The organism is Curtobacterium flaccumfaciens (genome assembly GCF_004361695.1).
GTDB lineage: Bacteria > Actinomycetota > Actinomycetes > Actinomycetales > Microbacteriaceae > Curtobacterium > Curtobacterium flaccumfaciens_B.
This window is the reverse complement of the sequence record NZ_SNVW01000006.1, coordinates 100,012-111,285: the sequence shown is the minus strand read 5'-3', so window position 1 is coordinate 111,285 and position 11,274 is coordinate 100,012. Positions and strand designations below refer to the sequence as shown.

Genomic DNA, 11,274 nt, shown 5'->3' with positions numbered 1-11,274 from the left:
GACCGACCACCGGACCGGGGCGACCCCTGGACCAGCACCACCCACCGAAGCGGGCGGACAACGGACCACGACCCCGGGAACGACGAAAGGGACGACCGAAGCCGTCCCTCTCGTTCGCGGAAGCAGTCTTACTTGACGGCAGCCTTGAGCTTCGAGCCAGCGCTGACCTTGACCGAGTCGCTCGCGGCGATCTCGATGGCCTCACCCGTCTGCGGGTTGCGGCCGGTGCGAGCGGCGCGGTGGGTCTTCTCGAAGGCGATCCAACCGGGGATCGTGACCTTGGTGCCGTCGGCGACCGAGCCGGAGACGACGGAGAAGAGTGCGTCGACGACTCCGTTGACGGTGGCCTGGCTCTGGCCGGACTCAGCGGCGACGGCAGCGACGAGCTCGGTGCGGTTCAGGGACTTGTCAGCCATGGATGTCCTCCTCGGACTGGTTGCAGTATCGGTCGGACGACGGATCGTCCGGCGCCCGGAGCGGATGCCCCGTGCCTCGGTGCCGATGGGCGCGAGCCCTGGCGGAACCGGAGTCGAACGTACCAGCCACCTGGGACGAAACCCGCCGACTCGCCCGGATTTCCGGGGTTGTCGGGGTACCAGTGGGGCAGAAGTGACCGATGTGACGAAGATGTCCCCCGAAACGGACCGGGAACCACGAACGCCCCGTCACCACTGGGGTGACGGGGCGTTCGGTGGAGTGGTGCTTACCAGGAGCTCTTCGTGATGCCCGGCAGCTCGCCACGGTGGGCCATGTCGCGGAAGCGGACACGGCTGATGCCGAACTCACCGAGGTGGCCACGGGGGCGGCCGTCGATGGCGTCACGGTTGCGGTAGCGGACCGGCGACGCGTCGCGCGGAAGCTTCTGCAGACCGACACGGGCGGCCTCACGCGACTCGTCGGTGCCGTTCGGGTCCACGAGGGCCTTCTTCAGCTCGAGACGACGCTCGGCGTAGCGCGCGATGATGACGGCACGCTGGTTGTTCTTCGCGATCTTGCTCTTCTTCGCCATGCTTAGCGCTCCTCACGGAAGTCGACGTGCTTGCGGATCACCGGGTCGTACTTCTTGAGCACGAGACGGTCCGGGTTGTTGCGACGGTTCTTCTTGGTCACGTAGGTGAACCCGGTGCCTGCCGTCGAGCGGAGCTTGATGATCGGACGAACGTCCTGACCCTTCTTGGCCATCAGATCTTCTCCCCACGGGCGAGGAGATCCTTGACGACGGACTCGATGCCACGTGCGTCGATCACCTTGATGCCCTTCGCGCTGAGCGTGAGCGTGACGTTACGACGAAGCGAGGGCACGTAGTACGTCTTCTTCTGCACGTTCGGGTCGAAGCGGCGCTTCGTCCGGCGGTGCGAGTGCGAGATGTTGTGACCGAAGCCGGGAACGGCGCCGGTCACCTGGCACACTGCTGCCATGGTTTCCTCCTGAGGTACCGTGCGACCGATCGGCCGCACCCAAGTTCACTTGCCTGGCACGCACGCGCACGGCCACGAAGTGGCGATGCGAGGGGGTTGTGCGCGCCGCCCAGGCCCGCGGACCCTGTCGAAGAGGCCGTGAGCACCGCGCGACCGCGGCGTACGCGACGGTCGGAGGGCTTGGAACAACGGGTCTGCCACGCGTGCGCGGCGGACCAGGGGACAACACTACGCGAGGACCGGGCGTGTCGCAAGACGACGGGCCTGGAGGCACGCCCCACGCCCACCCCATCGGCCGCCGTGGCCGCGTGGTCGCGCCCACCGCCCCGTCGAGGGTACCGGCGCTACGGCCCGTCGGTCGGCTTCGGCGCGAGCGCCTGCACCATGAGCGCGCCGAGCTGCTCCGGCGCCGTGAACATCGGCCAGTGCCCGGTCTCGAGCCCGACGATCGCGAGGTCCTCGGTCGCGACGAGCTCCGCCGCCCAGGTCTGGTGGTCGGCCACCATCGTCGCCAGGTCCGTCGCCGGGATCTCGCACGTGATCACCGTCGCCGGGATCGCGTGGCGGGCCGCGTCGGAGTAGTGGAACCGGTCGGACGGCACCGCGGCGGGCTCCGGGATCGCACGGTGCTCGAACGCCTCGCGCAGCTCCGGGGTCATGCCACGGACGGTCGCCGGTTCCCAGACGTCCCACGACGGCAGCGGCACGACGCCGTCGACGACCGGCAGCTCGTCGTTGACGCAGCCGCCCTCGGGCCCCGGAAACGTGTCGACGTAGAGCAGGTGCGCGACGAGCGACGGGCGCTGGTCGGCGGCCATGTACGCGATCGGGCCGGCACCGGAGTGCCCGGCGAGCACCGCCGGGTCGGAGGGCGTCGCGACGTCGTCGAGCTTCTCGACCAGCGCGGCGACCTGCTCGTCGAGCGTGTCCCCGTCGCGGGTCACCGCCTCGACCGAGTGACCAGCGGCGCGGAGTGCCGGGGCGACGTCGTCCCACGCGCTCGCGTCGAGCCAGAATCCGGGCACCAGGATGACGTGCATGCCGCGGACACTACTCGTCGTCACCGACACCGGTGGGGTCCGAACGGCCCTCGCGCCAGGCGTCCGGACACCGTGTCTCCAGCCACTCGGCGAGCTCGGGGTAGCCGCGGTACACGGTGAAGACCGTGAACAGCTTCCGCCGCCGGGCGTTCCGCGCCGTCAGGCGGGTGAAGGTCGGGCCGCGGCCGGTGGACTGCAGCACGAAGCAGAGACTGACGACGTCGGCTGCCTCCACGCGACGGGTCCGCCCGAGACCGACCCGGACGTCGAGGTGGTCGTCGTACCCGCACACCCGCGAGCGCACGAGCAGCAGGCCGCACAGCACGAGCAGGCCGCCGAACCCGCAGAAGAAGAACACCGAGAAGCCGGCGTAGAGCAGCGCGGTGGGCTTGCCGGAGAACGCGTCCCCGAGTGCGGTCACGATGCCGACGAGGACCACCGCCCAGCCGAGCACCTCGAAGCCGAGGCCGTGCCAGCGCGGTCGCCGCACGACGAACAGCGGCTGTGCGTCCGTCCGCGATGCCGTGCCGCCCCACGTGGTGATGCTGTCGCTCATCCGTCCCCCTCGGTGAGACCGTACCGGTCGGGGTCGGCGCTAGTCGGCCTCGACCCGGCCGCCGGTGCGCGCAGCGGTGCAGTCCGCGCACTCGCCGAAGATGTCGACCACGTGGCTGGCGTTCGTGAAGCCGTTCGCGGCGGCGACGTCCTGCGCCCAGCGCTCGACCGGGTCCGCCTCGATCTCGACCGTGCGGCCGCAGTTCCGGCAGATCAGGTGGTGGTGGTGCTTGTCGGTCGTGCACGCCCGGTACAGCGACTCGCCGTCCTGCTGCAACGAGTCCGCGTCGCCCTCGGTCGCCAGGTCGGAGAGCGCCCGGTAGACGGTCGCCAGCCCGATCGTGGAGCCGTCGTCCCGCAGGTGCTGGTGGAGCGCCTGCGCGCTCACGAACCCCTCGGTGCTCGACAGCGCGGTGCGCACCGCCTCGCGCTGCCAGGTGTTCCGCTTCGGCTTCTGCACGGCGTTCATGCGGTCACTCCTTCCTTGCGGCCCGCGTCCGAGGACGGGTCCGGAGATGCGGACTGGAGGCGCGGTGCGCCCCCGTCGTGCTGGTCGCGGTCCGCGATCCGGTCGCGTCCACGGCGGTCCCGCCGCCCGCCGACGATGCGGCAGACGACCCAGATCACGAACGAGATCGTCGTCACGTACGGGCTGATCGGGAGCCCGCCGCCGAGCGCGAGCAGGATGCCGCCGACCACCGAGGCGACGGCGAACACCGTCGACAGGATCGGCACGACGACCGGGTGCGAACTGAGCCGGAGCGCGGCCGCCGCCGGGGTGACGAGCAGCGAGAGCACCAGCAGGGCACCGACGATCTGCACGGACACCGCGGTCGCCAGGCCGAGGGCGAGCATGAACACGAGCGCCAGGGTCCGCACCGGGACGCCGGCGGCCGCGGCCACGTCGGGGTCGACGGACGAGAACATCAGCGGGCGCCAGATCACCAGGAGGGTCGCCACGACGATCGCGGCGATGACGATGAGGAAGGTCAGCTGCGGGTTGTCGACCGACACGATCTGCCCGGTGAGCAGCCCGAACTTGTTCGCCGCCCGGCCCTTGTAGAGCGCGAGGCAGAGGATGCCGAGTCCGAGCCCGAACGGCATGAGCACGGCGATGATCGAGTTCCGGTCGCGGGCCTTCGAGCCGAGCAGCCCGATGAGCAGCGCCGCGAGGACCGATCCCACGAGTGACCCCGTGACGACGTTGACGCCGAGCAGCAGCGACGCGGACGCCCCCGCGAAGGAGAGCTCCGAGATGCCGTGCACCGCGAACGGCATGTTCCGGGCGACCACGAACGGGCCGATCAGCCCCCCGACGATGCCGAGCACCGCGCCCGCCCAGATCGAGTTCTGCACGAGCACGACGAGCTCGCCGTAGTCCTGGAAGGAGAAGATCGTCGACCAGACGTCCATCAGATCCGCCCTTCGTCGGGTGCCGGTGCGTGCGGGTCCGGGTCGCAGTGGTGGTCGTGCGCGGCTTCGTTCGCACCGACGATGACGATCCGGCCCATCGTCCGGACGACGTCGACGGGCGTGCCGTACAGGTCGCTGAGGACGTCGGCGCGGAGGACCTCGTCAGGGGACCCGATCCGGAACCGACCGCCGGCGATGTAGAGCACGCGGTCGACGACGTCGAGGATCGGGTTCACGTCGTGGGTCACGAACAGCACCGCGGCGTCCTGCTGCCGACGCTGCCGGTCGATGAGCTCGGTGACGCCGCGCTGGTGCCGCAGGTCGAGCGAGATCAGCGGTTCGTCGCAGAGGAGCAGCGCGGGGTCGGCGGCGATGGCCTGCCCGACGCGGGTGCGCTGCTGTTCGCCGCCGGACAGCTCGGCGACCGGGGCGTCCGCGAACGCGGTCGCGCCGACCTCGTCGAGGATCCGGTCGATCCGGGCGCGCTCCGTGCGGGTCGCGGGCAGGATCCCCCATCGCGAGCCGGTGACGCCCTGCGCGATCATGTCCCGCGCACGCAGCGGGGTGCCGGCGTCCATGAGCCGCTGCTGCGGGATGTAGCCGATCTTCCGGTGCCCGCGGCGGACCGGCTGGCCGAGGAACGACATCGTGCCGCTCGTCAGTCGCTGCTGGCCGAGGACGGTGCGGAGGAGCGAGGTCTTGCCTGCGCCGTTCGGCCCGAGCACGGCGACGAACTCGCCGGGCGCCAGGTCGAGGTCGAGGTGCGACCAGAGTCGGCGTGCCCCGTACGAGAGCTCGGCGTCACGGAGTTCGAGCACGGCGGAACCGCCACTGCCGCGCTGGGCAGTGGCGGTCCGCTCGGAGGTCCGGGGGGAGACGGTGGTCACTTCTGGAGCGCCGCCTGCACTGCGTCGATGTTCGCCTGCTGCCACGAGACGTAATCCTTCCCCTTCGGGAGCGTCTCCGTGACACCGACGACCGGGATGCCCGCGTCGTCGGCGGCCTTCTTGACCTGTTCGGTCTCCGGGCTCGAGGTCTGGTCGTTGTACGCGAGGAGCTTGACGGTCTTGTCCGAGAAGAGCTTGAGGGTGTCGTTGAGCGCGCTCGGCGGGACGTCGTCGCCTTCCTCGATCGCCTCGGAGAAGGCCTCGGGGGTGACGTTGTCGAGCCCGATCGCGTCGAAGAGGTAGCCCGGCACCGGCTCCGTGTACGCGACCTTCTCGCCGTCGTACGTCTTCTTGAGGTCGGCGGTGTCCGACTCGAGTGCTTCGAGCTTGGTCGTCAGAGCGTCCGCGTTCTTCGTGAACGTGCTCTTCTCGGCGCCGTCGAGCTCACCGAGGTGCTCTGCCACGTCGGCGACGAGCTTCACCATCGTCGGGTAGCTGTAGAAGACGTGCTCGTTGAACTCGGCGTCCCCGCCCTTGTCGAGCCCGGAGAGCTTCACGACGTTGATCGTGTCCGCCTTCGTCTTCGAGGCGTCGGCGAGCGTCGTCATGAAGTCGTCGTACCCGCCGCCGTTCTCGATGAGCAGGTCGGCCTTGGACACGGCGAGCTGCGTCTTCGCGCTCGACTCGAAGGAGTGCGGGTCCTGCGACGGGTCGTTCAGGATGCTGGTGACGGCGACGTGGTCGCCACCGATCGACTCGACGATCGAGCCGTAGACGTTCGTGGAGGCGACGACGTTGATCGTGCCGTCGCTCGAGGCGCCGCCGGACGAGGGCGAGGTCGCGCAGCCCGTCAGGACGAGCGCAGCGGCGCCGGCGACGAGCGGGAGGGCGATGAGGCGGTTGTGCATGTGCTCGAGCGTAGGGCTAGTTGATAACGGTTGTCAAAACCAGTATCAACCGGCGGACAGACGGGAGGCGCGGTGCCGGCTGGCACCGCGCCTCCTGTCCGGAAGGACTCGCGTCTACGGCTTGGTGGCCGCGTCGATCGTGTTCTCGGCGATCGTGTCCTCTTCACGCCCGGGGGTGCGGAGGTTCCACTTCTTGATCACGAAACTGAACAGGAAGTAGTAGACCACCGCGTACCCGAGGCCGATCGGGATGAGCCAGATCGCCCCGTCCGCCTTGCCGAAGTTCAGCACGTAGTCGATCGCACCGGCCGAGAACGAGAACCCGTCGTGGATGCCGAGCGCGTTGACGAGCGCCAGCGACGTCCCCGTGAGCAGGGCGTGGATGATGTAGAGCGGGAACGCCACGAACATGAACGAGTACTCGAGCGGCTCGGTGATGCCGGTCACGAACGACGTGAGGGCAGCAGAGATCATGATGCCGCCGACGAGCTTGCGGTTCTGCGGCTTGGCGTTGCGCCAGATCGCGAGTGCACCGGCCGGCAGCGCGAACATCATGATCGGGAAGAAGCCGGTCATGAAGGTGCCAGCAGTGGGATCACCGTGGAGGAAGCGCGCCACATCACCGTGCCAAACTCCGCCATCAGCGCTGAAGCTGCCGAGCTGGAACCACGGGAAGAAGTTGAGCAGCTGGTGCAGCCCGATCGGGATGAGCATCCGGTTGACGAATCCGAAGATGCCGCCACCCACGACCGGGTTGTCTGCGACGGCCGTGCCGGCCGCCGTCAGGGCGATGTCGAAGTACCGGTACACGAACGACATGAGCACAGCGATGATCAGTGCCGCGACCGCAGTCAGGATCGGCACGAGACGACGTCCGGAGAAGAACCCGAGGAAGTCGGGCATCTTGGTCCGGTGGAACCGCTCCCACAGCACCGCTGAGACGAGGCCCATCACGATGCCGCCGAGCACACCGAAGTTGATCGTGGCCTGGTCCCCGTTGGCGTCCTTCACCCCGGCCAGCACGATCGGGGACATGACCTTCCACACCTCGTACATGACCATGTACCCGACAACGGCGGCGAGGGCAGTGGTGCCATCCGACTTCTTCGCCCACCCGATCGCAATCCCGACCGCGAAGAGCAAGGGCAACCAGTTGAAGACACCATTACCCGCAGCCGAGATGACCCCCGCCCATTGACCAAATCCAGGGATAGCACCGAGCAGGTCCGGCTGGCCGATTCGAAGCAGGATGCCGGCGGCGGGCATGACCGCGATCGGCAGGAGCAGGCTCCGTCCGAGGCGCTGCGCGTTCGCGAACAGCCTGGACTGCTTCTTCGGCTTCTTCTTCTCCGGCACGTCCGTGGCAGTGGTGGCGCTCATCGGATGTCCTCTCGTCATTGGGTGGAGCTGTCGGGGTGAGTGAGTTGAGTCGTGCAGCCAGCGCAGGTAACCTCGGCGGTGTTCGCCAGGTCCGGTCCTGTCCGGTCATGACCAGTTCCGTAGTCTGAACCGAGACCGGTCCGGTGTCAACCTGGTTCGAGAACCCGTAACGAGGAGGAAACGATGGCCGACATCAAGGCAGCCGACATCATCGCCGCGCTGGGTGGCGCCGACAACATCGAAGAGGTCGAGGGCTGCATCACGCGCCTCCGCGTCGAGGTGGAGGACGGCGACCTCGTCGACAAGGCCGCACTGCAGGCCGCGGGCGCCCAGGCCGTCGTCGGTGGCGGCACCGGCTGGCAGGTCATCGTCGGCACCGTCGCGGACAACCTCGCGCAGGACATCCAGGACGAGCTGTGACGAGCGTCCGGACCCCGTTCGGCGGCCCGGTCGTCTCGCTCGCCGACGTGCCCGACCCGGTCTTCGCCGGGCAGCTCGTCGGTGCGGGCGTGGCGGTGGACCCGACCGGCGTCGAGGGTGCGGTCACCGCGGTGGCCCCCGTCGACGGCTCGATCGTGAAGCTGCACCCGCACGCGTTCGCACTGCAGGGCGCAGCGGGGACCGACGTCCTCGTGCACGTCGGCATCGACACCGTGAAGCTGTCGGGCGAGGGCTTCGAGCTCCTCGCGGCCGAGGGCGACACCGTCAGCGCCGGGGACCCCGTCGTCCGGTTCACCCCGTCGGTGATCTCGGCCGCCGGCTACTCCCCCATCTGCCCCGTCGTGGTTCTCGGCTCCGCACCGGACTCGATCCCGCAGGACACGGTCGGCACGACCGTCCGCGATGGCGACACCCTCTTCGAGGCGTAAGCACGGCAGTAGGACCCGGCCCCGCTCGTCGTGACCCGACGGGCGGGGCCGAGTCGCGCCTCCAGGCAGACCGTCAGGCGACCGCCTGCGAGGCCGTGACCTCCATCTGCACCCGGTACCGGTCCGAGCGGTACCACGACCGCGTGTGCTCCACGGGGCGCTCCCCCGCGTACGACACCCGGTCGAACTCCAGCACCGGAGCCCCCGTCTTCGTGCCGAGCAGCGTCGCCACGTCGTCCGCCGCCGGGTTCGCCGCCACGGTCTGCTGCGCGCGGTCGATCGGCGTGCCGTACTCCGTCGCGATGATCGAGTAGACCGAGCCGGACAGGTCGTGGTCGAGCAGGCCCGGGAACGCGTCGGCGACCAGCCACGCGTCGTCGATCGACACCGGTGCCCCGTCCGCCATCCGCAGCCGCTTCACGTGGAAGGCCGTGACGTCGGGGTCGAGCCGCAGCGCCGCGGCGGTGTCCGTCGGCGGGACCCGCTCCTCGCGCACGAGCACGACGGTCGTCGGGACGTGACCCATGGCCCGCATCTCCTCGGTGAACGACGCGAGGTGGAGTGTCGACTGCACCGGACGGTGCGCCACGAAGGTGCCCTTGCCGCGGACGCGCTCGAGGTAGCCCTCGTTGACGAGCTGCCCCAGGGCCTCGCGGACCGTGATCCGCGAGACCCCGTACTCGGCGATGAGCTGACGCTCCGAGGGGATCGCCGCACCGGGGGCGAGTCGCGACGTCGCGAGCTCGAGGAGGATGCGCCGCAACTGCTGGTGCTTCGGTTCGGCACCCTCGGTGATGCGGCTCGTCATGCGTCCCTCGTGCTCCGTCGCTGGTCCTGGGTGGTGGTCATGCGCGGACATGACCAGTTCCCATCACAGTAGCGAGTCCCCCTCCGAACGCCAATGCACATGACAAGATGACGGCCGTGACAACCGTGGTGATCGTCGACGACGAGACGCTCGTCCGTTACGGCTTCGAGCTCATCCTCGGCGCCGCGCCGGACATCGAGGTGGTCGCCACCACCGGGGACGTCGACGCTGTGCAGGTCATCCGTGCGCACACGCCAGACGTCGTCCTGCTCGACGTGCGGATGCCGCGGGTCAACGGGCTCGAGGTCCTGCGCGAACTGCAGACCCTCACCGACCCACCCGCGGTCGCGATGCTCACGACGTTCGACACGGACGAGTACGTCGGCCAGGCCATGGAGCTCGGCGCCGCCGGCTTCCTGCTCAAGGACACCGACCCCGAGGGCCTCGCCGAGTACGTGCGGGTGCTCGCCCGCGGTGGTGTCGTCCTGGCGCCGGGCGTCGACCGCGCGCGGCTCTTCGCGGGACGCTCGTCGGCGGCCACCCCACCTCCCGCGCTCTCCGACCGCGAGCACGCCGTCCTGCGACTCGTCGCCGACGGTGCGAGCAACCCGGACATCGGGCAGCGGCTCGGCGTGAGCACCGGCACCGTCAAGGAGGACGTCCGCGCCCTGCTCGCTGCGTTCGCCGTGCCCACCCGGGTCCAGCTCGCGCTGCGCGCAGCCGAGGCGGGACTCCTCGATGGCTGACCGCATGGGCAGCGATGTGCGGGACGCCGGGCGCTCGACGGCCTCGCGCGTCGGCCGTGTGCTCACCGCGACCGACGGGAGACTCGACCGCCTCGTCGACGTCGGCCTGCGCTGGGCGCGCACCCACCGTGCACCCTGGTGGCTGGTCGACGCGCTGTTCGTCGCCGCCGCCGTCGCGGACGCCGTGCTCGACATCTCGGGCGCGACGACCGTCGAGACGTGGCTGTCGCTGCTCGCCGCCGCCGCGCTGCTCCTGCGCCGCCGCTTCCCGGTGCTCGCGTTCGCCCTGACGGTGCCCGGGCTGTTCGTCGGGTCCGCGGTGGTCGCCGCGAGCATCGCCCTGTTCACCCTCGGCGAGCGCACGAACCGCCGGTGGTTGATGCTCCTCGCGGCCCTCGTGCAGTTCGTCGGGTTCGGCGGCTTCGTCGGGCCACCGCAGACCCTCGACGAGATCGTGGTGTCGGTCGTCTACGCCCTCATCTTCGCCCTCGGGCCGCTCGCCGTCGGGCTGCTCGTGCAGACCCGGGCGCGGCTCACCGACCAGCTCGTGGAGTCCCGGCGGGCCCGTGAGGACGAACGCCGTCAGGCCGCGGCGGTGGCGCTGTCCCGCGAGCGGGCGCTCCTGGCGCGGGAGATGCACGACGTGGTCTCGCACCAGGTCACCCTGATCGCCGTGCAGGCCGGGGCGATGCAGATGGCCGGGCGTGACGAGGCCGAACGCGGGTTCGCGCGGACGATCCGGCAGCTGTGCGTCGTCACCCTGCAGGAACTGCGCGAGATGGTCCAGGTGCTCCGTGCCTCCGGTGGCACCGACCGCGAGATCGCCCCGCAGCCGGTGCTCGCCGACCTGCCGCGGCTCGTCGCCGAGAGCGGCCTCGAGACCAGCTGCACGGTCGATCTGCCGAACACACTCGCGCAGCCGCTCCAGCGCGCCGTGTACCGGTTCGTGCAGGAGGGCCTGACCAACGTCCGCAAGCACGCCCCCGACGCCACCGTCCGGGTGAGCGGACGGATCCACGGCGAGCACGTGCTCGTCGACGTCGTGAACGGCCCGGCGCGCTCGGACCGCCTCGAGCTGCCCGGGTCGGGCCTCGGGCTGATCGGCCTCGGGGAGCGGGCATCGCTCCTCGGCGGGAGCATGGAGTCCGGACCGCAACCCGACGACGGGTTCGCCCTGCACCTGCGGCTGCCCGTCGAGCACGTCCCCGCCGCGCGACTCGTCTGACGTCGGGCCCTGCACCTCCGGGTCA

Annotated in this window: 15 protein-coding genes and 1 pseudogene; 4 read left to right on the top strand and 12 right to left on the bottom strand. The window is 70.0% G+C overall.

The features are described from left to right. Nucleotides 1-128: 128 nt before the first annotated feature. The 11 genes from EDF64_RS10470 to EDF64_RS10420 all read right to left on the bottom strand — a co-directional run bounded on the left by EDF64_RS10470 (nt 129) and on the right by EDF64_RS10420 (nt 7,601). Nucleotides 129-416 (bottom strand): HU family DNA-binding protein, encoded by a 288-nt coding sequence (locus EDF64_RS10470; protein WP_022908191.1) that lies wholly within the window; start codon nt 414-416, stop codon nt 129-131. A 287-nt stretch (nt 417-703) separates the two neighbouring features. Further along, complete coding sequence (gene rpsN / locus EDF64_RS10465; RefSeq protein WP_071293225.1) at nt 704-1,009, bottom strand: 30S ribosomal protein S14; 306 nt, start codon at nt 1,007-1,009, stop codon at nt 704-706. Between the two features lie 2 nt (nt 1,010-1,011). Then, nucleotides 1,012-1,182 (bottom strand): 50S ribosomal protein L33, encoded by a 171-nt coding sequence (rpmG, locus tag EDF64_RS10460; RefSeq protein ID WP_022908193.1) that lies wholly within the window; start codon nt 1,180-1,182, stop codon nt 1,012-1,014. Next, on the bottom strand, nt 1,182-1,418 hold the full coding sequence (gene rpmB, locus EDF64_RS10455) for a 50S ribosomal protein L28 (RefSeq protein WP_027464952.1): 237 nt from the start codon (nt 1,416-1,418) through the stop codon (nt 1,182-1,184). Before rpmB ends, rpmG begins: the two co-directional genes overlap by 1 nt. Before the next feature lie 344 nt (nt 1,419-1,762). Then, nucleotides 1,763-2,458: an alpha/beta fold hydrolase gene (locus EDF64_RS10450; protein WP_133519927.1), complete on the bottom strand. Its 696-nt coding sequence runs from the start codon at nt 2,456-2,458 to the stop codon at nt 1,763-1,765. Between the two features lie 10 nt (nt 2,459-2,468). Then, complete coding sequence (locus tag EDF64_RS10445; protein WP_133519926.1) at nt 2,469-3,014, bottom strand: hypothetical protein; 546 nt, start codon at nt 3,012-3,014, stop codon at nt 2,469-2,471. Nucleotides 3,015-3,053: 39 nt separating this feature from the next. Continuing rightward, nucleotides 3,054-3,482 carry a Fur family transcriptional regulator gene (locus tag EDF64_RS10440; RefSeq protein WP_133519925.1) on the bottom strand — a complete coding sequence of 143 codons (429 nt, stop codon included), beginning with the start codon at nt 3,480-3,482 and terminating at the stop codon, nt 3,054-3,056. Then, entirely contained in the window at nt 3,479-4,426 is a 948-nt protein-coding gene (locus tag EDF64_RS10435; RefSeq protein WP_133519924.1) for a metal ABC transporter permease, read from the bottom strand. Before EDF64_RS10435 ends, EDF64_RS10440 begins: the two co-directional genes overlap by 4 nt. Then, nucleotides 4,426-5,313 carry a metal ABC transporter ATP-binding protein gene (locus EDF64_RS10430; protein ID WP_208108883.1) on the bottom strand — a complete coding sequence of 296 codons (888 nt, stop codon included), beginning with the start codon at nt 5,311-5,313 and terminating at the stop codon, nt 4,426-4,428. Before EDF64_RS10430 ends, EDF64_RS10435 begins: the two co-directional genes overlap by 1 nt. Beyond that, nucleotides 5,310-6,221, bottom strand: a complete 912-nt coding sequence (locus EDF64_RS10425) for a metal ABC transporter solute-binding protein, Zn/Mn family (protein WP_133519923.1) — start codon at nt 6,219-6,221, stop codon at nt 5,310-5,312. Before EDF64_RS10425 ends, EDF64_RS10430 begins: the two co-directional genes overlap by 4 nt. Before the next feature lie 114 nt (nt 6,222-6,335). Continuing rightward, a complete protein-coding gene (locus EDF64_RS10420; RefSeq protein ID WP_133519922.1) occupies nt 6,336-7,601 on the bottom strand; it encodes a PTS transporter subunit EIIC in 1,266 nt (421 codons plus the stop codon). Between the two features lie 180 nt (nt 7,602-7,781). On the opposite strand from EDF64_RS10420, the pseudogene EDF64_RS10415 reads away from it, so the two are divergent. Then, nucleotides 7,782-8,021 (top strand): annotated as a pseudogene (locus tag EDF64_RS10415) (PTS transporter subunit EIIB); the annotation flags it as partial. Further along, nucleotides 8,018-8,470, top strand: a complete 453-nt coding sequence (locus EDF64_RS10410) for a PTS sugar transporter subunit IIA (protein WP_133519921.1) — start codon at nt 8,018-8,020, stop codon at nt 8,468-8,470. The pseudogene EDF64_RS10415 and the gene EDF64_RS10410, both read left to right, overlap by 4 nt. Nucleotides 8,471-8,543: 73 nt before the next feature. On the opposite strand, the gene EDF64_RS10405 is transcribed toward EDF64_RS10410, so the two are convergent. After that, a complete protein-coding gene (locus tag EDF64_RS10405; RefSeq protein WP_133519920.1) occupies nt 8,544-9,278 on the bottom strand; it encodes a GntR family transcriptional regulator in 735 nt (244 codons plus the stop codon). A gap of 107 nt (nt 9,279-9,385) precedes the next feature. Between EDF64_RS10405 and EDF64_RS10400 the strand changes: the two genes are divergently transcribed. Next, a complete protein-coding gene (locus EDF64_RS10400; RefSeq protein WP_133519919.1) occupies nt 9,386-10,024 on the top strand; it encodes a response regulator transcription factor in 639 nt (212 codons plus the stop codon). Continuing rightward, nucleotides 10,017-11,249 (top strand): sensor histidine kinase, encoded by a 1,233-nt coding sequence (locus EDF64_RS10395; protein WP_208108881.1) that lies wholly within the window; start codon nt 10,017-10,019, stop codon nt 11,247-11,249. Before EDF64_RS10400 ends, EDF64_RS10395 begins: the two co-directional genes overlap by 8 nt. The last annotated feature ends 25 nt before the right edge of the window (nt 11,250-11,274 follow it).

Excerpts from the sequence above, each read along its gene's own strand:
- EDF64_RS10440 (WP_133519925.1), bottom strand. The coding sequence starts at position 3,482 with ATGAACGCCGTGCAGAAGCCGAAGCGGAACACCTGGCAGCGCGAGGCG.
- EDF64_RS10395 (WP_208108881.1), top strand. The coding sequence starts at position 10,017 with ATGGCTGACCGCATGGGCAGCGATGTGCGGGACGCCGGGCGCTCGACG.
- EDF64_RS10425 (WP_133519923.1), bottom strand. The coding sequence starts at position 6,221 with ATGCACAACCGCCTCATCGCCCTCCCGCTCGTCGCCGGCGCCGCTGCG.
- EDF64_RS10450 (WP_133519927.1), bottom strand. The coding sequence starts at position 2,458 with ATGCACGTCATCCTGGTGCCCGGATTCTGGCTCGACGCGAGCGCGTGG.
- EDF64_RS10405 (WP_133519920.1), bottom strand. The coding sequence starts at position 9,278 with ATGACGAGCCGCATCACCGAGGGTGCCGAACCGAAGCACCAGCAGTTG.
- EDF64_RS10445 (WP_133519926.1), bottom strand. The coding sequence starts at position 3,014 with ATGAGCGACAGCATCACCACGTGGGGCGGCACGGCATCGCGGACGGAC.
- EDF64_RS10400 (WP_133519919.1), top strand. The coding sequence starts at position 9,386 with ATGACGGCCGTGACAACCGTGGTGATCGTCGACGACGAGACGCTCGTC.
- EDF64_RS10470 (WP_022908191.1), bottom strand. The coding sequence starts at position 416 with ATGGCTGACAAGTCCCTGAACCGCACCGAGCTCGTCGCTGCCGTCGCC.
- EDF64_RS10435 (WP_133519924.1), bottom strand. The coding sequence starts at position 4,426 with ATGGACGTCTGGTCGACGATCTTCTCCTTCCAGGACTACGGCGAGCTC.
- rpsN (WP_071293225.1), bottom strand. The coding sequence starts at position 1,009 with ATGGCGAAGAAGAGCAAGATCGCGAAGAACAACCAGCGTGCCGTCATC.
- EDF64_RS10420 (WP_133519922.1), bottom strand. The coding sequence starts at position 7,601 with ATGAGCGCCACCACTGCCACGGACGTGCCGGAGAAGAAGAAGCCGAAG.
- rpmB (WP_027464952.1), bottom strand. The coding sequence starts at position 1,418 with ATGGCAGCAGTGTGCCAGGTGACCGGCGCCGTTCCCGGCTTCGGTCAC.
- rpmG (WP_022908193.1), bottom strand. The coding sequence starts at position 1,182 with ATGGCCAAGAAGGGTCAGGACGTTCGTCCGATCATCAAGCTCCGCTCG.